Below are 18,960 nucleotides of genomic sequence, written 5' to 3' on the forward strand. Positions count from 1 at the left end.
TTAAAAGCCTTCAAGTTATTGAACTTGAAGGCTTTTAAGTTTAAAGAAATAGTCAGTGAATGCAAAACACCTCAGCATTAATAACTGATAAATAAGCATCTAGAATCGTTCGAACTTAATTGCATCGTAATTTGAAAAAGATCTTGTTATTTCTGGATTCTTGTGTCAGCCATAAATGCAATTAACATATTCGTTCTGTAAGACCAACTGGATTTTGATGCATTGTCTATACTCTTTTTAATCTCACTTTCGGTATAATATTTCTTTAGCAAGCCGAGAAGCTTCGAAATTGTTTCTGTCACTTCTCTGTCTTCGTCCATATAATATGTATGATCTGTCTTGTTGAAAATCGTTTTCAAGAATTCCTTCTTATCCGCAAGAATCATTCTTTCAGCATATTCGAAAATAATATTATAAGAAGTGTTGTCATTGATATAATCTATCATTTTCCCATACTTATTATCGAGTTCCATTAGTTTAAAAGAAAATCTCATTGCATCCGTATTATAGTTTGCCAATTGTCTGGCTCGTGATAAGACCTTACTGCGCCACTTTTTCTTCTCTTCTTCGTTTTCTATCCTTGAATAAATAAAAAGGTAATCATCAAAATCAAATGTATTAGGGAAAAGGTATTTTAATACTTCTGCTAGTTTATTTTCATCCTTTTCAAGAAAAGCTATTTTTTTCATGAATTGTAAATAGAGCAGATTATATTCTTCCCTGGAATTATTTTTAATCTGTTCCCGGCAATATTTCTCAGCAAGTTGTAAATGTCCGCAATTAATCAGGTTATCTATCAGCAGCTCATTGTAATCATTATTGAAAGTAATAGGTTTAAATACCTTGTGGTACACTGCAAATAGGTCATTATTTACTACAATATTAAATAGTGTTTCTGTGTATATTTTTCCGTCGTAAAATTTTGTCGGGTCACACTTGATATATCGTTTTACCAATTTATCAATTAAATCCTTCCCTTTCAGTGTTCCATCACACCCAATTGCTTTTTCCAGGAAGGATAAATAATGAATTCTCAGATTATAGGATTCTCCATCAATGAGGTCTGCAAAGTAGCCTAAGGCTAAATTCCAGTCATCTTCATGCTGCAATTCATTTAAAGCTGTTAAGACTTTAGCAAACAGGCTTTCCAGATATTTAATCATTTTATTACTGGATGAGCTAACCTTCCTTTGTATTTCCTCATAGCTTTCTACTAATGCGTTAAAATTTTCAAATGATTTTACGTCAGTCAAATTTGAATAATATTTCTCCACAATAGGAAGATGTATCTCTGTCCAGAGATCAATAATTTTTTTCACTTCTCCGACTTCTATTTTCCTTTTATTTTTTATGACAGCCTTGACTGCATCCAGCGTAAGTTTCTTTACATCCTGTGGTGTGTGCTTGCTTGTCTGGTTCGAAAAATGATGGACAAAAGCAAGTTCCATGTCTTTATTCTTTATCAATAGCTCTTTTATCCACTTCCGCAGGTCAGCGATATCAACTTCATTTACAAGCATGTCAAGCTTGTCTGACTTTTTAGGATTTCCTGCCGACTTCTTCGCCCCTTTTTTTGCTATGTAGAGAAACAGTGCTATTTTATGTTGGCAGAAAGCAGCTTTGCTTTTACAGTCACAATTATGATGTAGCAATTCTTTTTTATCATTCAATAAAATAGTGACATCAAAGCTTACATCATTTTCATCAACATAAGCCTGGTATTTATATTTTTCAATTTCATCACATTCTCTTACGATGCACTTTTCCGATCTTTTTACCAGATTTCCAGGCAGTATATTTTTGTAATTATCAATTGACAATTCCATTGTATCGATATATAAAATGATAAAACTTATGTAACTTATTTCTCGACAAACTATTTATTTAGGCAAAAAGATCATCCATAGTTAAACTATTCTGAACTATACCATTAGAATAAACGTTTTTTACTATACCATAAGTAGTGATCATAGTTAAAAAAATAGATTTATTGGTATGTGTCGCGGTTCGAAAAGTGTCTATTTTAGATAATAATACTTCCCCATATTTTTTATCTATGGTAAAAGGATTAATAGAAAACTTCATTTCACAAACATTTATCACATCATCCTTTCTGTCTATTATCAAATCTATCTGGTGCTTTTTCCCGTTATCCGTATTTATCCATGATGAACAACTTGTTTGCACGCCACTTATGCCAAGAGCATGTTTAATTTCCGACAGATGTGCAAAACAAACCTGCTCAAATGCATAGCCACTCCATGCCCTCTGCTGTGGAGTATTAAGTCCATTAATCCATTCGTTCTCATTCAGTGCATGACTTCCCCGTATGAATTTGATATAAAATAAGGAATAAAAATCACTTAGCTGATAAAGGCTATTTTTCTCTTTTTTACCAAAGGATGTGTACCTCCTTATAAATCCACTCTCCTCCAATTCGTTTAATATTCTTGTTGTACTTCCCGCATTAGCCAGCCCTGTATTATTAATAATTTCAGAACGTGTTAATCCCTTAGCTTTTGTGCTTAATATTTCAATTACTGAAAGGTGTTTTTCAGCCTTATTGAATAGAGAAGTGTAAAGATCCGTAAATTCTTCTTTCAATAGTCCATCCCGCTGAAAACACAACCGATTAATATTCTGAGTAGCACTCATGCTAATATCTACATGATCAAGATAAAACGGGATGCCTCCCATCACCATATACAATTGAATTAACTGATATCTGCTAAATACTCCACCACGACTCTGAAAGAAGGTTTCACATTCCCTTAATGTAAAAGGTTCAAGGCGTATTCTGTGTGTTACTCTATTATGGAGTCCTCCTTTATTATGAATCAATGTGTTGATCATCCATGAAGCAGCTGATCCACATACAATAAGGATAACATCATTTCTTGCACTGGCAAATGAATTCCAGAAATAGTCGAGTGCGGGAAGAAACCCAGATTGTGCAGTATCCAACCAAGGCAGTTCATCCAGAAATACTACTTTTTTTTGCTTAGTATTTTTGGATAATAGTTCTTCCAGTTGTGCAAAGGCCTCAAACCAATTTTCTGGAATGGGAGTAGATAGATTAGAGTTGAACTTTTGTAATGCTCTATGAAAGTTAGACAAATTTTGTTGCAGGTTTATATTGGCGACCCCTGTAAGGTAAAATGTAAAATCCTGCTGAAAAGCTTCTCTAATTAAAAATGTTTTACCAACCCTTCGCCGGCCATATACAGCAACAAATTGTGATTTGTCAGAAAATTTCACATTTTCAAGCACCTTCAATTCTTTTTCCCGACCAATGATTGTACCCATAATTACCAATTTGGCTTTAAATGTACAAATTTTGACACTTAGAGCCAAATTGATCATCAATTTGGCTCTAAGTGTCAAAAAAATCTAGATAAAGCCAATTTGACAATGAATAAACATTATATGTTACATAAATAGCATTTAATCTACTCCTGCTCCAATCTGAAGTTAAATCGGTGCAATCATCGAAATCTCATTTAAATAAAATGTCAGGAAAACAAGATGAATAAAGCATTCAGGGAAGCTCTTACTTAATAGCTATTTATAGAAGAATATTTTCAAATGATTGCTCGCAAAAATCACCACGCAAATCAGATGCGTAGCATAAAATTAGCTTTGGGCAAAAGCGTAGTATCAAGGTCCTTATTAAAACATAAATTAGAATAGACTAATAGTTGTTGTCATGCATCCATATATTCCACATTTATTACAAGATATTACTGCTGCTCATCGCACAAAAGGCCATGCGAAGAAAGAGAAAAGTCTTTTCAGGAAATTCTGGAAGAGTTTACTGAGGAGCAAGAAGGGCGGAAAAATACTTTCGGATACTTCTGTGGTATGCAGGAGGAAGATTTTCCGCCTTCAGATCAGCTAATGAAAAAAAATATAAAGTTGGTATCTGGTGCTTTCAAAAAGATGATGCGATCCTGGAATCTTCAATGCTTATTGCCTAAATCTCTCCCTCCTGATCTTGAGTATAAACTCCTTATCCGGATGCTTAATCGTAAATTCAATCCTCAAAATTCAGGCATGGTGAGGTGTATTGAATTATCAGGACAGTGTATTTGTCTAAGTTGACTAGACCTTGTCGGACAGGATTGGCTACCTGCCAGGTAATTTCGAAGTGTTTCATTTATAAATTCCCACTTCACGGACTTTGCACAGCGCAATCGAAAGTTGTCCCTCTTGCTTTTTATACATAATCATGAATCCCTAACTTGTTTGTTTTCAACTACATTTAAGTTCGAAATCATTTCTTAGGCTGATGGCTTCATCTATTTTGTCGGATGAGAGTTGGTTTAATGAGGTGGTCTCATAGTGATCCAGGATGCTCAATAATTTCATACATTCTCAGGTTTGGGGGTACAGAATTACCCGTTAACATCAAGACACTTAATAAATAGGGATAAAATCGTATAGCTTGGAATTCTTCTGGGTTAGAGAATTTCATAACTGTCCCATAAAGCTATAACAAGTTAGGAAAATTAGATGGTAAAAACAAAGTAATTAGGAGTGCTTTGAATGTGCGAGTGGTTAGTAGTGAGGGAATTGGTGGGTTATTGTGTTTATTCTATTTGAAAAAGGAAGGACCGGATTTGTTTTTAAAAGTGATGTAGATTATTATTTCAATATTAGACAATTATTTTAACCCTTATTTCTTACATGCATTGTGATCTTAAAGGGGCACGTAAATCCAACGAATAGCATATTAAACACAAAATTATAATATTGAAAATCAATTACTTAAATTTAAATATTTTGACAATTGGTTTCTTTTTTGATACCCAAAAGCGTATATTTACGCTATGGCTAAGGATATCAAAAACACAATAGTAAAAGATAACAATTATTTACTTACTGTTAGGAAACTTAGGTTGCGGAATTTCAGTAAGAATATTCCGTTTTTAATACTTTCTGACAAATTACCAGAGGGGCAGGTCTATAGAGAATATCCGGACGGTCGTATTGAGCTACAGCAGGTAGTTACTGTGGGAAAGAAATTTCAATCCAGGTTAATTCAGAAGCTTGAATCCAACGACGCTGACCGCATAAGAAAAGAGTATGGACTACTCTAAGCCGACCTTGCTTGTTATTTCCGGGCCTAATGGAGCAGGAAAATCCACTCATATACAAACCATGTTACCAAAGGAATTTGATGGTATATAGTCATTTGACAGGGATCTAACCCGTACACAGTTTGAGGATGAATTAAGAAATGCAGGTACTGATTCTAATGATGTAACAAGGCTTGCGACGATCAGAATGGAGGAAAAGCTGGTTAAAGAAATGCAACTTGCCATCCAAAATAAACAACATTTCGTTCTGGAAACTCCACTTTCTCATCCTGACTACTGGAGGTATCTGGATCTATTTGAGAAAAATGGATATCAAATTCAATTGAATTATCTCTGTCTTGACAAAATAAGTGACTGCACGGCAAGAGTTGGTCAGCGAGTGCTTGAGGGTGGTCATTATGTTGACCCAGATACTATAAGAGGTGTATATGAAAAGAATCTTGAGCACATCAATAATTTCAGCACCACCTTTCAGGTAATCGAACTTTATGATGGGATGAAGGTGCCGATATTGTTAGCAAAAATAGAAAATGGTGATGTGTTGTGGGCGGACAAGATAGCATTAAAGAAAAACTGGTTAAAAAAAGGAATGCCAGAAATAGCAGAGCAAATTCAACATTGGATAGCTTCTCAAAAGTAATACTGAGCAAAGGTTTTATTTAAAAATCTACCTGTAGTAAAATTGAATGTTGGAAATATAATGATGGCTTGCAGTTATACTTAGGCCATTACAATATTCCCAATGAGATTAGAATTTATTTTAAAGCAATTGAAACTAGAGAGTGTAAAATTTTTTGTGTAACCTCCTTCCTATTGTTTGAAACCCTGCCGGGATGAGGAAGGGGGAATGGCGCGGCAGCTGCGCCTTCCCCGGTTTTTGTACCTACTATTATAAGTCACCAATAATAGGCAATTAGCAGAGGAAATTTTACAGTCTCGAAAATTATTAAAGCAGTAAAGGGGTAACTAATTTACCTATCTCTTCCAATCCTTTCAGATATTAAGAGGCGGTAACTTTTGATACACCTAACCTACAATTACGTAATGATCCTACAATGAGGCTGTTCAAATAATGGTTCCACCAAAAATTTTATTTAGTGATTGTGATTCAGCATAGGAATGAACCAAATCATCATAAAAACAGCAGCTACAGTCTTAGCAATAATTTTCATTGGGTTTTGTCTATTTTTTAAGTTTGTCTATTTTGCTTGTCAGCACTTTTTTTTCAACAGCAGACTTTGTAAACTGCAATGCCTGCCCATAATGGAATAGTGCTTGTTCGTGATTGATGCCGCTATACAGATAGCCCATTAGCCCGTGATAATAGCTGTTATTGGAAAGATTAAGTTTAGCCACTTCTTCAATGGCCATTTTATTTCCATATACTTTTGCAAATGCAAAAGCACGATTAAGAGCCGCAACCGGTGAGTATTCCATGACGAGTAAACGGTTATACAATTGCAGTATGTGTTGCCATTTCTTTTCATGCTGCGTGCTGTGCCAATAGGCAATAGAAGCTTCAAGATGATACTTTGATATTTCGGATTTACCGAAAGCACTCATCAGGTAATAATTCCCTTTGTTGATAAGGTATTCGTCCCACAGGCTTTGATCTTGTTCTTCAAAAAGAATGGCTTCGCCATTTTCGTTCATTCTGGCTTGCAACCGCGAACTCTGGAAGCACATCAGGGCAAGAAGGGCATTTGCCTGAGAGGTATTTGTAAGACTGTCCTCAACCAGAAGCAGTGTTAATCGCATCGCCTCGGAACAAAGATCCTTCCGTATAAACTTGTCTTCATTTTGCGAAAAATATCCTTCATTAAATAGCAGGTATAGTGTTTTTAAAACAATGTCCAGTCTTTCATTGATGGCGTCCTTACTCAATTTTCTTAGCTGGAGGTCACCAGTACGGAAATTATCCCTTGCCCGTTGCAAACGTTTTTTTATTGTTTCATGCTTGGTTAGGAAAGCATTAGCAATTTCATCCACGCTAAAGCCACAAAGGATCTGCAATGCAAGGCATATCTGTGCCGATGGCGGATTTATGGGATTACATACCACGAAGATCATGGACAACAAGCTGTCGGCAATTACCTCTTCTGTAAATTCAAATTCCTCTTCCGATACGGCTTCCTTAGGTTTTATCTCATCCTGTATGCGTGTTTCAAAAAGCTGATGCCGTTTCAGGTAGTCTTTGGCCTTGTTTTTAGCAACCGTATAAAGCCATGCTTGCGGATTGTCCGGAACGCAATATAATGACCAGTGTTCGATTGCTTTCAGGAATGTATCGCTGGCAATATCTTCGGCGATCTCAATATGCTGTAATCCGAAACGGCTGCTCAGTACAGCAGTCAGCTTCACATATTCCTGCCGGAATAGGTGAGGTATCAAGGTGTTGATATGATTGTTTTCAGGGTTCATTATTTCTTCTTTTTTCCGCTTGTCTTTGCCCTGGGATTGAAATCAATGCATTGTTGCATCCAGAAGGTAAAATACCTTTGGTTGCGGATAGCGCGTGGACTGCCATAACCGTGTCCTTTATAGGGACCGTTCCTGGTCTCCATGATGCGAAATCCGTCCTTTTCTGCAAGTTTGTTCTGTAACGCCGGGTCAAAGCGTACCATCATTTCACCCCTACGCACATTTTACCATTGACCATGAAGGTAAGACTGCGGAATATTTCTTTCTCTTCTACTTCCAGGTCAGGAATATTTGCGAGAAATTACGAATACGGTTTGCCAGTAGTTCATCGTAAATCATCGTTTTTCTTTTATTTTAAGCATAAATGCCAAAAATGACGACATAGGTTGCCGCCATTATTAGCTCCTTTTTAAACTGGTATCTTACGGTTATTGCCCTTCATCGGCATGATAATCGTGACCATCACCATCAGACCAGTTCATAATAAATTCTTCACGGATGATCTTTCCATTTCTTACCGTGAAAATACAGATTTCATCAAAATTCATCCGTCCGGCTCCCTTCATTTTTATATCCATACCCATGCCAACAGAAAACAGGTTGCCTGCAATGACCGGCTGTGTGGTATAACCTGAATAAAATTCTTCGATCATCGAAGTAAAATGCACCGCTTTGGCCTTAACATTTGGCTTTCCTTTTGTGTAAGGCTGGCTTTTGCTGTTGGACGGTTCAATGGATTCTACCTCATCATCGTAATAGGTATCGATGATTTCTTCCCACTTGTTTTGCTGGGCGAGTAGGTAGTAATGATGTCCTATCTGATCTACGGTCATAACCAGGTACGTTTAGCTGTTGTCTTCTGGTGTTACTACTTTTCTTACTTCCACATGGCCGCCAATGTTGAGGATGGGGCATTCTTTGGCAAGACTTACTGCCTCATCAATAGTGGATGTTTTTACAACAATGTAACCGTTGATAAACTCTTTCACCTCTGTGTAAGGGCCATCGGTAATTACCTCTCCTGGTTTTACCGTTTTAGCTTCCGACATGGAAAGGCGGTTACCTTTGTCGGCCAGCTTATCCTGTGCGGCCATGCTACCCATCCAGTTCATCCAGTTGGTCAGTACTTGTTGCATTTGCTCAGGTGAAGGTTTGAAGCCTTCGTTTACGCTGTTTCTGAAGATCAAAACAAATTCTTTCATTTATTTTAAATTTTATGTCTATAAGTATAACGATTAAAGTGGATAAAAGGGGACAAGATCAGACCAAAAGTTATCAAAGTTTGGGTATTTTCTACTAGCTATGATCTCCCGGATTCAGGTTCCACTTATTTAACAAAGATGCCATTATCGGTGGCGGATGAATTGCCATCGCTAAGTTTTTTTGCTTCGCCATTTTTCCACCATCCTGCTCCTTCATTTGTAAAACCCGCTACGTACACATCGTTTCCTGATACATAAACCTTTTGGGGTTAGGCTTTGGCCATATCTGCACTGCCAGGCAGTGTGGTTGGCACTCCATTATTCAATAGTTTGGCTAAGATTTTCGCCCCTGAGCCGATCTCATAGCCGGACAGATATACATCCTTCCCTGATGCGAATACAGATGTAGCATAATGGATTGTGGTGCCATATGGCAGATCTGTGGCGACACCATCGTTCCATAATCTCGCTACCAATACTCCATCACCAGGCAAATTTTGCTGTCCTAAAGCATATACTTTAGTGGGTGTTGTATCATCACTATTTTTGCACGCTGTAAACATAATAGCCACTGCAAACATTGCCGGTAAAAATTTCCTGCTCATGTTTGTCGATTTCTTTTTGATCGGTTCGAATTATTATTTCTTCAATCTTTCCGTTGCTAAAACAGGTAGTCCTGTATTGCCGGTTTGTTTTATGAAATTAAACTTTATATCCCTCATCAACCATTGGCTATTTATTAGCGATAGAACAACATCATAAGTTCCTTCCACTATCCAGCATTCGTTGCCTAACCAATGTTCTGCCCTTCCTGTAAAATGAGCGTAGGCGGTAGCTTCCTCGGCTTTTACTTCAAATCCCCAAAGGCTATGGTGTGTTCTGTTAAAGCCTGGCAGGAAGGCGGCCCAGGTATCAGTAATCTCTTGCGGGGTGAGCATGGCAGCCGGGTTGCCGTTCATGGATGAATAATCGAGTAGGACTTTATCATTCATCACCGACATTACCTTCTGCCAGTTGCGATCATCGGCTCCGGCAAACAGTTTTTTTATTTGTTGAACTATTTCCGTATTTTTTTCAGGAAAAGCAGGTGACGTTAAAAGGGTTTTACAAAAAACGTTGATAGCTGCAACTGCTTCGGTCAATTGTAACGGGTTGTCGTAAAAATCAAATTGAGTACCATCTGTCCAGTGTAATACCTTTTGCGAATGCGGAATGGCGGCAAAAAATTGCTTTATATTTTCAGGTAATACAGCGCCATCTGAGTGTACCATTAATACAGGCTGCCTAACTGAGGTAGCTAATGGTAAAGGATTAAACGTAAGCCAGCCCTCCCAACTCATTACAGCAAATTTATCTGCACTCCATTGTGGTACAGCTCCGCGTAAAGGGTTTAAATAGTAATCATATTCGCCAAACATTGCGGCCGATGCATCCGTAATACTGATAGTGGGAATATATTTAACCTCCCCGTTTTCGCTAAATGCCTTTTGCGCAATTTTAGAGCTGTATATTTTATCCCGTACGCCTGTTTCACCACCATATATCTGCCTTACAGAGTTCGCATCGTGCAGCCATGCAGCTATCATTGCCAATCCTTTTACACGTTCATCCTCTGCTGCCACAGCAGCCATATACCCGGCACCAGCACAAATCGCCGTCAAAAATATTTCTTCAGGGTTCACTTCGTTGACGGTTTGCATAAATGAAATCGCATTTTTATAATCGGTAATTTTTGCTTCCGGGTTTTCCCAATATCTGGGCAACCCCTCGCTTTCACCAAAATACCGGGGATCGAAAGCCAGGGTAATAAATCCGTGTTGAGATAAGCGCCTTGCATATAAACCACTCATTTGTTCTTTTACCGTTGTCCATGAACCACCAACGATGATAGCAGGATATTTCTTGCCGGGAACAATATTGTCCGGAAAGTATAAATTGCCGGTCAGGCGCAGGTCGGCGCTATAAAAATGTATATTCTTTTGCATACTTATTTTATTTTGCTACAATCAATCCGTTCGCCATTGGTGCGCACTTTTAGGCTGCCGTACTTGCCATTTCCTTCGTAGGGGCGTTCAAAGATCATGTTGTCATAATAGCAATTCCCGTTTTTCTTGTCTTTGTATGCAACCATAATATACCGGGCGGTCTGTCTGTACAGGATAACACCCAGCTCGTTCTTCATCACTTTATAATCATCGCCAGGGCCGACTACAAACTTCAGCACTTCAATGTTGGCCGGCAGGAATTTAATGATGTTGGCTTTGCTAAGCTGCGGGTCAGTAAAGGCATAGCTTTTCTGGCTAAATTCTTCGGGCATATCTGCTTTCATGGCATCATCATCCTGGGCAAAAGAATTTGCTTTTTGCTGTATAGGGGCAACAAAAGCAGCAAAGCTTTGGGCACTTTTAATGGTCAGGTAAAAATTGCCCTGCAGATCTTCTATTTTCCAGTTGAATTCCATTCTGGTTCCGGGCTCGGAGGTTTGCACTACCATAGCAATCAATGAAGGAGCCTGCATTCCGTCTGCATACCGGGTAGTAGCTTCCAATGGTTTTGCCAGCACATCGAAATCAAGCTCTTTCGCATCCTGGTTAATTTTTGTGGCGTCTATTTTTACATAGTTAACCGAGTAGTTATCATCACCCTCTATCTTATATGCTACGTCAAAGGTCAATGTGTTCTCAGTGACATATTCTTTGATCGGTTTGGGAAAAACGATGTGGCCATAAATGTTGTCTCCTTCTTTAAAGTCTTTGGTAGCGTCCGAATTGCTTCCGCTAAAACTCGCTTTGGAAAAGTAGATATTTACTTTGCCTGTTTTTTTGTTCACTTCGGATGAAACTTCATCTGGCTCCACCTTTGCATCTTTCGCTTTTTCGGCAACGCTTTGGGCCTGGTTGGTGGCATCTTTTGCTTTATCTACATTTGATTTTAGCTTCCCGAATTGCGCAAGGGAACTTTGCGCAGATAAAATGGTGGCAAGTAACGCCATGGTCATCATTTTTTTCATATTACTCATTCGTTATGTATTATTAGATACTGTTTATTTTCATACTCTCCGGGACACTGCGGCACAAAAGCATTGCCGGCCCCCAAGCCGGATGTGCTGTTCCTGCCCCATGCGGGCAAAAAACAGGTAAAGGGGCAGTTGATATGCCCGACCAGTCAATATGACGATCCGTATTGAAAAATGGGGACAGATACCGGCATAATGCTGCCTCTTTTGGCGGCAAAATTCGGCAACGGGGCATCAAAACCCGTTTACATTTGGCAAGATTTTGGGTAGAGGCTAAGAATTTCCCCTTACCCTGCTGAGCGAAGTGGGAGTAATGCCCAGATAGGAGGCAATATAATAGTGTTGTATTTCGTTTTCAAGCCCAGGGTAGTGGCTGCGAAACCATGCCAACTTGTTTTTAGCTGTTTCTTTTAAGAGCAGGACTTCCTTTTCTGCCCGCCGCAGACTGTCGAGCATCACGACTGTATTACCGAATTGTTGCAGGTCCGCATTATAAGGCATCAGGTCTTCCATTCTCGTGTTGTTAAACACAAGAATACGGGCGCTTCGGGAAATGACCTGTAGGTTATAAATCGAGCGGTTACCGGCTCTCCGCATGATAGCAGGGGTAATGGCATTGCCGCTTATATAAAAATTGACGGTTGCATCATCGCCTTTGGTATTGAGAATATAACCCCTGACAATACCTTCCAGAATAATGAATTCGGACTTGACAATATCCTGTTCCTGCTCCAGGTACTGATCTGCATCCAAATGAATGAGTGCTGCCGCGCCCAATAATAGTTCGGCAGTAGGTTCGGAAATAGGGGAATATACGGACAGCGCTTTTTGTATAATTTCTTTCATATTGCTATTAAATTACCTTACAGGGTGTGGATTGTCTGATGCTTTTAATTGTTGTGTTAAAAGGCTATTGGCAGTTTTGTTCAGTGCGGGACAGGTTATGGGGTTTAAAAATTACTAACGTGGCAATGCCCCAAATGGTAATCAGCATACCCATGTAGTTAGAAATGTTCTGGTCGTTAAAATCTGCCAGAAAAACAATATCTACGGTAGCATGAAAAATGGCGCAAACCAGTATGCTTGCTTTGGAAGAGTTGTAGAACCAGGTAAGCAGCACACTACCCGTGAGCAGGCTGAATACCCAGCCGAAGATACCAGCTACATCCATATCCATAAAGCCCGGACGATACAAAAATAGTGGCAAATGCCATATTGCCCAAAATACAGTCAGGATAATACTTGAGGAGAGTGCATTAAATGTATATTGCAACCGGGGTAACGCAAAGCCACGCCAGCCCACTTCTTCGCCCCAACCAAAGAAAAACAGGTTATATAACAGGAACCCCGCAAAACTGAACTCAGGGAACTCTTTTGCTGCAAATAGACCGGATAGTGCCAGCGGGTGCTGATTCACCAGATAGTTGATTAAAGAGGCCATAAATGCCAGCAGGAAGGGGCTAAGCAAAGCTATGACCACATACAACAGCGGCCTGACTTTGATCATACGGCGGAAAAGATTATTTATTCCTTCCCCACCTTCAAATATCCAGGTGGTAATAAAGGAGGCTATCAGCGGTCCCAGGCCACCTATGCCGTGGTGAAATGCCAGCACCGGTAAGCTTTTAATGCCCAAAGCCGGGCTATATAGCGGAAACCAGATTAACCAGCTTATAAGGTAGGCTAAAGTAAAATAGACACCCAAAGGCTTGATCCGGGAAACTTGTTGATCCATGTCAGGTTTATTTCTGTTTGTCTTTAATGCATTAAACACCTTCCAGCCAGTGCCGGAGCGCTGAAGCCCTCGCTTTGCTGTTGAAAACCAAACGGTAACACTGCATCACATATCCAAACCAATACCTGTATTCTTATTTTGGACTGATGATTTTGGCTGCTAGTTATTACTCATTTCCAACATATCAGCATCGCTATTTTTGATTTCAATTTTAATTGTTTAGATGATGAGGCAACGTTAAATTTTAAACCCAAAATGTTTTGGGAGGCCAACAAAATTATTAAAAAAGAAATAGATGGAACTCCCTCTTTTGATCCGGGTACCTGATGGGGGCAGGTTCTGTTTTAAGAAGGTTTGAGAATTGAAATAGGAGTCCATGACCTGAAATGATTCTGACTGTAATTGCTTCGGGACTGAAACCTTTTCTACACAAAGGGGCCTTTTTCTGCCACTTTTTAAAGCATCATTATTTATCATCGGAGATACTTTTCAAAAATAGGGTATATTTTTTCTGCAAAAGAAAGAGGGTGCCTCATTTATTTATGACACCCTCTTTTAAATTTACTTCACTGATATCTTCCCAACAGCGATCTTCGTTTTGCCAAACATCCTATCATTACGTCCTACCAGGTACAGGTTATTTCCTAATACGACACCTTTCCTTGGCATAGCAGTAGGTATTTCCTTGTTATTGAAAATCATCTTACGGTTAATCTTACCTGTCAGCTCGTCAACGGAAATCATAAAACAATCTGATTTACCAAACCGCGTAACAGACTTTACCTTCTGTCCGGATTGAGTTACACCGGCATTTTTAGGATTATCATTCAGCACAAGGTTAATGGTATTACCAGATCTGACTACACCAAATCCTGAATAGAATGGCATTTTCAAAGAAGAAAAGAAACTGAAACCACTAATTGTTGCACCACCTCCTGTAGAAGTTGTTCCAACGGCATATCTTTCGCTCTGAGATTTAGGTAATACCTGTAACCAGTCAATTTCACCCTGAGGAGCCACTTTACACATCAGCAAGTCACCGCTTGAATATACCCTATAGGTAGTGTATGACCAGTGTCCGGGGGCACCATTAGTACCCGGTGTGTAAGTTGAAGTGGTATAAGTATAGGTATCAAAAGATTCAGCCAGTATCATCAACCCACCATCTGAGGAGTAGAAGATCTTTCTGAACTGCATGTACCGGGAGAAACCTTCTCCTTCTTCTGGGGTATCCTGCTTACCATCTTTTGTGTTTTCTTTCCCTGCTTTAGCTGTTTTACTGTCTTTATCTTCTTTAGTATTTTTGCGTTCTTTGTCTTTCTTATTGTCTTTAGTGTCCTTACCATCATCCTTATCATCATCTTCTACATTATCACCATTAGACAACATTGCATCATTAATGGCTTTATCGATTGTGGAAATCACTTTCCCGGTATTGACATCGATCCTTTGCACCAGCAGCCCATTTACTCTCCGGCTTTTCTTTTCATTGCTATAGAATGCAGCCAGTATCAGGTCCTGGTTCTTTTCCTGCAGCAATTTGGTACTGCTCAGCCATTTACCGTTAACGGTTGTATTAATTTCTGATTCCTGTTTGCCGGCTTCATTATACACGCGAATATTGTAATGGTTAAAGTCGAGGAACTTCTCCTTTTTCTTTTTACCTTCTTCATATTCATAGGTACGACCTACCAGGATTACCTTTCGGTTGATAGTATATATCACATCTTCCAGCTGGTATTTCTTTGCTTCAAATTCATTTGAAATAACGACAGGTTTAGCGCCCTTCAGCTTACTGTCAAACTCCTGTACTTTGTACTCGTTCTTTTCTTTTCCCTGTATACTGCTCACAAGCACCATCTTTGAGCTGTCAGCATTGTAGGTGAGTTTGAACTCCATCTTATCCCTCTTTGACTCCTGTTGGAAGGATGCCACCCGTTGCCATCTTACTGTCAGATCGCCGGATGCTTTATTCACTTTTGCTGCGAATAATTCAAGCATTCTGTCTCCCCGGCTATAGGAGGATGCAAAAATGAACAGGTCATTACCTAATGGGAAAAATTGTTCAAATTCTTTACCACGCAGATCTTTATTATAGTTGCGACGGTAAATTTCTGAAAGGTTGGCATTCATTTTTATAAGCGTTCCCGACCCTCTGAAGGTAGCGCCAACCACATAATAAGATTTCATTTTTATGTGGGCTTCTTCCAGGTAGATGCCTGTATTGTCTGTGCAAACTACTTTAAGGTCTGTTGAGCCTTTTTTGAGTTTGATGTCCTCCCCCCAATTTACGGATGATTTTTGCTGGGCTAAACTGGAAATGCTGATCGAAAGTGTTAACAAGTAGAGATAAATAAATTTCATATGAATGGGATGATTAAAAAATATGGGGACAATGATATGACAATAAACGGTAAAGTAAAATGATTTTCCGGGTGTTTTTAAATGAAACTGGATGGGGGTGCCGCTAAGCAGAATGCCTGTAGGAAATTCCAGGTTCGTTACTGACTATCCTAATGTACCGGGCGAAAAAATTATTGTTGTGGATTAACCGATGAAAAAAAAGCTTCGGCTTTTACTTAATGCTGGTTATCCTTATTCTGCTTACATAATTATTTCCAAACAATAAAAGATGTGATAGTCGGAAAACTGAAAAATTCTGATTTAAAAAATAAAAGACGAAATCCGGGTGGTGAGAGATGTATTTATGAGTTTCGGCTATAAAAAGTTAATGGTGTTCACCATTTTAGCAGTAAAAGTCGCTGAAATTGGCCATGAAAGGTGATATTAGTCAATATAAAAATTGAGTATAAAATTATAATCCTATTGATTTTTGTTTTTTATTTGCATTAATTATTAAGAGTAATACCTACGAAAAGATAGCCCGATTAAAATATCAAAGATTCTGTACGATATCCCTGATCTTTTGATATTCTGTGAAGATGTATGCTATTTTGTTTGTACCATTATTTAACTGCAGTATTTAATTATTATTCAAATGCCTTGGGGGACGTGAATGATTTCCATTACTGTTTGAACCTTTAAATCATGTGTAAAATGCTGAAAAAGGCATTATCGGTAGTCTGTTGCCTACTGGTAATGCTTGGGCACCGTGCATTTGCCGGTGAGCCGTACCTATCCCTATCACTCGTTAGCCCAGACACCATTCCTTCCGACCTGGGAGATCGTGCGTTATTAAGTCAGCCAGCTTTGAAACAGGCCGTTATTACAGCTGTAAATCAGCGGGCAGGGCCAGATAGTATACATGCAAGCGCACCTACTCCTGATAGTATTCCTTTCAGCAAATTAGGCTTAAGTGGCATGAACTCTTCTGCCAAAGGAGCTTTTACCCAATACCTTGAATCTGGTAATAGTACAGTCGGTATGGCGCGTATGAAAACCATGTTCAATGATATGAAGGACAGCTCCAAAACCGCTTCTTATATCGATAATAAGTTGCGCGGTTTTTATGCGTTAAGGAACAACAACCCCGTCAATGGTAAGTTTAGCTTACCAGGCAAACCTCAGAACCAACTAAAAGGTGTATCCTGGACTACTGCTTATATAGATACTACCGCTATGATGTCCGGCTGGTGGAATGAAGGTGTGGTACAGGATGTTGTAAAAATAGGTGGTATCCCAGTTCAAATTAATTACTCCACTTTATCCGGTTATAATTATGCTGGCCCTTCACTCAATGATGCTCATTTCGTACAGTTCTCTTTTGACAGGGAAGCTTATTTGAGTGATGTGAACAGCCAGCTGACAAAGAACTATGATTTAAAGAAATACTTCCTCGAAGACCTGGATATCAAAAGTAGCATGCAATCTTATGCAACCTCTTCCCTAAAAGCGTTCGAACAGGATGGTGTAAAATATAAGATCAATGGTGATCAGCTCATGTATTATGATACCGCACAGTTACGCCAGTCTATTATGGGCTCCTCCTCGCCTATCAGTTTTTCTGCCGATTCTGCGAAACTATTAGCTGCTTCAAAAGATAGTAATGATCAGGCTTTATACAAACGATATCAACAGTCTGAATATTACCGTAAAGTGCTGGTATTGAAAAGCCAGATGGGTGATGTGAAAGAAATGAACCAGTTGCTGGGCAACCAGAAGCAGGTAAATGCGAATATCGAAAACTGGATGCAGCAAGATGAGAACACGGCTAAGATGGGCGGAAAACTTTTGCAAATGAGCTTTTTGCAAAAGATGATGGCGAACATGCAATCCCTGAAAGCGGGTAGTGTGGGAGATTCAAATAGCTTGTTTATGTCTGGTGTGGCAGGGTCTTTCCTCAAAGATAATAAAGCCATCAGTCTCCTCGCTGGTAACAGCAGTGAACTGGGTATACAGGATGTTGGGATGCAATCTGCTACCGGTAAGACTTCTTACAGCATGCAAGGTATCTCACTTGGTAAAGGTGGTACCTCTTTCTCTGCCTTGAATGCTAACTCTAAAGCTCAAACAAATAGTGGTTTCAACACCTCTGCTATTAGCAGGAATGTATTTGTGGGATCTGTGGGAGAGAAAATGAGTCTGGGCGCATTAGGTACACTGGATGTAACACTTTCTAAATCCAGCAGCACGTATGGTACATCCTCTGATGCTGCAGGTGTTTCCAAATCCGCTGCCGGTGCCCTGCTGGACGATCTGTGGGCAACTGCATCTGTAGGTCTTACTTTGAATGGTAGTGTAAAGGAATGGGGCATGACCCATAAGGTATATGTTAACTACTCCGGTCTGGGATATGTAAATCCCGGCGCTCCTTTCGCCAGCAGAGGTACCATGCAATATGGCTTTTATGTAAAACGAGCCTGGAAGAAAAATAAAGCGACCGTAAGTGTACGTACTGACATTCGTGACCTTGCTACTTCTGCTACCACCAGTACTAAACGAACCAGTATGACCTATGCGGTGGATGGCCGTTACCGCTTTACAAAGAAAGTAACTGTTGGGATGAACCTCTTACAAAGTTCTCTTCGTGAAGATAAGACCACTGCTTATATGAACCGCAAGATCACCTTCACTTCCCAGGTAAATGGCAAGATCGATGGTCATGTATTCAGCAATAGTTCCACCCTGGGTATTCAGCAGTTGAATTACCTGCCTGTAAAAACATTGTTCCTGAACATAGGTTCTGCCCAGACAGTCGTAGCCGGTCCTGGTATGGTGATCGTCAACTTAAACTATAGCCGTGATGTCAATAACGCAGCTGTGTACAATAATATCCTGAATACAGAAGGTGGTTATCAATATACCCTTGGTAAAAAAACAACTTGCAGCAGCTCGTTGATCTATATGAACAGTGTTGATGTGGTTGAACAGATTGGTGTTCGTCAGCAGGTGGCGACTCAATTGTATAAGCGCTGGAATGTAAGTCTCTCTGCCGATGTAAGAAAGAACCTGTTCAACTCCTCCGCCAACTATTACTACGGAAAATTCAATACTGCTATGGCAGTGCAATACCTGATAAAATAACAG

At 39.4% G+C, this 18,960-nt stretch carries 13 protein-coding genes and 1 pseudogene; 2 read left to right on the forward strand and 12 right to left on the reverse strand.

What is annotated here, in order from left to right; genetic code table 11:
- Nucleotides 1–146: 146 nt before the first annotated feature.
- Together SIO70_RS02280 and SIO70_RS02285 are read right to left on the reverse strand one after the other, a co-directional pair.
- A complete protein-coding gene (locus SIO70_RS02280) occupies nucleotides 147–1,826 on the reverse strand; it encodes a hypothetical protein (RefSeq protein WP_320579087.1) in 1,680 nt (559 codons plus the stop codon).
- Nucleotides 1,827–1,884: 58 nt separating this feature from the next.
- Nucleotides 1,885–3,306: an AAA family ATPase gene (locus SIO70_RS02285; protein WP_320579089.1), complete on the reverse strand. Its 1,422-nt coding sequence runs from the start codon at nucleotides 3,304–3,306 to the stop codon at nucleotides 1,885–1,887.
- A 1,947-nt stretch (nucleotides 3,307–5,253) separates the two neighbouring features.
- Between SIO70_RS02285 and SIO70_RS02290 the strand changes: the two are divergent.
- A pseudogene (locus tag SIO70_RS02290) lies at nucleotides 5,254–5,739 on the forward strand (zeta toxin family protein); the annotation flags it as partial.
- A 542-nt stretch (nucleotides 5,740–6,281) separates the two neighbouring features.
- On the opposite strand, the gene SIO70_RS02295 reads toward SIO70_RS02290, so the two are convergent.
- From SIO70_RS02295 to SIO70_RS02340, 10 genes are all read right to left on the reverse strand, one after another.
- Nucleotides 6,282–7,460 carry an RNA polymerase sigma factor gene (locus tag SIO70_RS02295; RefSeq protein WP_320579090.1) on the reverse strand — a complete coding sequence of 393 codons (1,179 nt, stop codon included), beginning with the start codon at nucleotides 7,458–7,460 and terminating at the stop codon, nucleotides 6,282–6,284.
- Nucleotides 7,461–7,519: 59 nt separating this feature from the next.
- Nucleotides 7,520–7,741: a hypothetical protein gene (locus tag SIO70_RS02300; RefSeq protein ID WP_320579092.1), complete on the reverse strand. Its 222-nt coding sequence runs from the start codon at nucleotides 7,739–7,741 to the stop codon at nucleotides 7,520–7,522.
- A gap of 207 nt (nucleotides 7,742–7,948) precedes the next feature.
- On the reverse strand, nucleotides 7,949–8,353 hold the full coding sequence (locus tag SIO70_RS02305; protein WP_320579094.1) for a SnoaL-like domain-containing protein: 405 nt from the start codon (nucleotides 8,351–8,353) through the stop codon (nucleotides 7,949–7,951).
- Between the two features lie 12 nt (nucleotides 8,354–8,365).
- Nucleotides 8,366–8,722 carry a YciI family protein gene (locus tag SIO70_RS02310; protein ID WP_320579096.1) on the reverse strand — a complete coding sequence of 119 codons (357 nt, stop codon included), beginning with the start codon at nucleotides 8,720–8,722 and terminating at the stop codon, nucleotides 8,366–8,368.
- Nucleotides 8,723–8,991: 269 nt separating this feature from the next.
- Nucleotides 8,992–9,327: a hypothetical protein gene (locus SIO70_RS02315; RefSeq protein WP_320579098.1), complete on the reverse strand. Its 336-nt coding sequence runs from the start codon at nucleotides 9,325–9,327 to the stop codon at nucleotides 8,992–8,994.
- Nucleotides 9,328–9,360: 33 nt separating this feature from the next.
- Nucleotides 9,361–10,572, reverse strand: a complete 1,212-nt coding sequence (locus tag SIO70_RS02320) for a serine aminopeptidase domain-containing protein (RefSeq protein WP_320579100.1) — start codon at nucleotides 10,570–10,572, stop codon at nucleotides 9,361–9,363.
- A 137-nt stretch (nucleotides 10,573–10,709) separates the two neighbouring features.
- Nucleotides 10,710–11,741: a hypothetical protein gene (locus SIO70_RS02325; protein WP_320579102.1), complete on the reverse strand. Its 1,032-nt coding sequence runs from the start codon at nucleotides 11,739–11,741 to the stop codon at nucleotides 10,710–10,712.
- Nucleotides 11,742–12,011: 270 nt separating this feature from the next.
- Entirely contained in the window at nucleotides 12,012–12,584 is a 573-nt protein-coding gene (locus tag SIO70_RS02330; protein ID WP_320579103.1) for a hypothetical protein, read from the reverse strand.
- Between the two features lie 64 nt (nucleotides 12,585–12,648).
- Entirely contained in the window at nucleotides 12,649–13,473 is an 825-nt protein-coding gene (locus tag SIO70_RS02335) for a type II CAAX endopeptidase family protein (protein ID WP_320579105.1), read from the reverse strand.
- 561 nt (nucleotides 13,474–14,034) lie between these two features.
- Nucleotides 14,035–15,837 (reverse strand): hypothetical protein, encoded by a 1,803-nt coding sequence (locus SIO70_RS02340; RefSeq protein ID WP_320579107.1) that lies wholly within the window; start codon nucleotides 15,835–15,837, stop codon nucleotides 14,035–14,037.
- Nucleotides 15,838–16,530: 693 nt separating this feature from the next.
- Here SIO70_RS02340 and SIO70_RS02345 point away from each other — a divergent pair.
- Nucleotides 16,531–18,957, forward strand: a complete 2,427-nt coding sequence (locus tag SIO70_RS02345; RefSeq protein ID WP_320579109.1) for a hypothetical protein — start codon at nucleotides 16,531–16,533, stop codon at nucleotides 18,955–18,957.
- The last annotated feature ends 3 nt before the right edge of the window (nucleotides 18,958–18,960 follow it).

The sequence above is a fragment of the Chitinophaga sancti genome (assembly GCF_034087045.1).
Taxonomy (GTDB): Bacteria; Bacteroidota; Bacteroidia; order Chitinophagales; family Chitinophagaceae; genus Chitinophaga; species Chitinophaga sancti_B.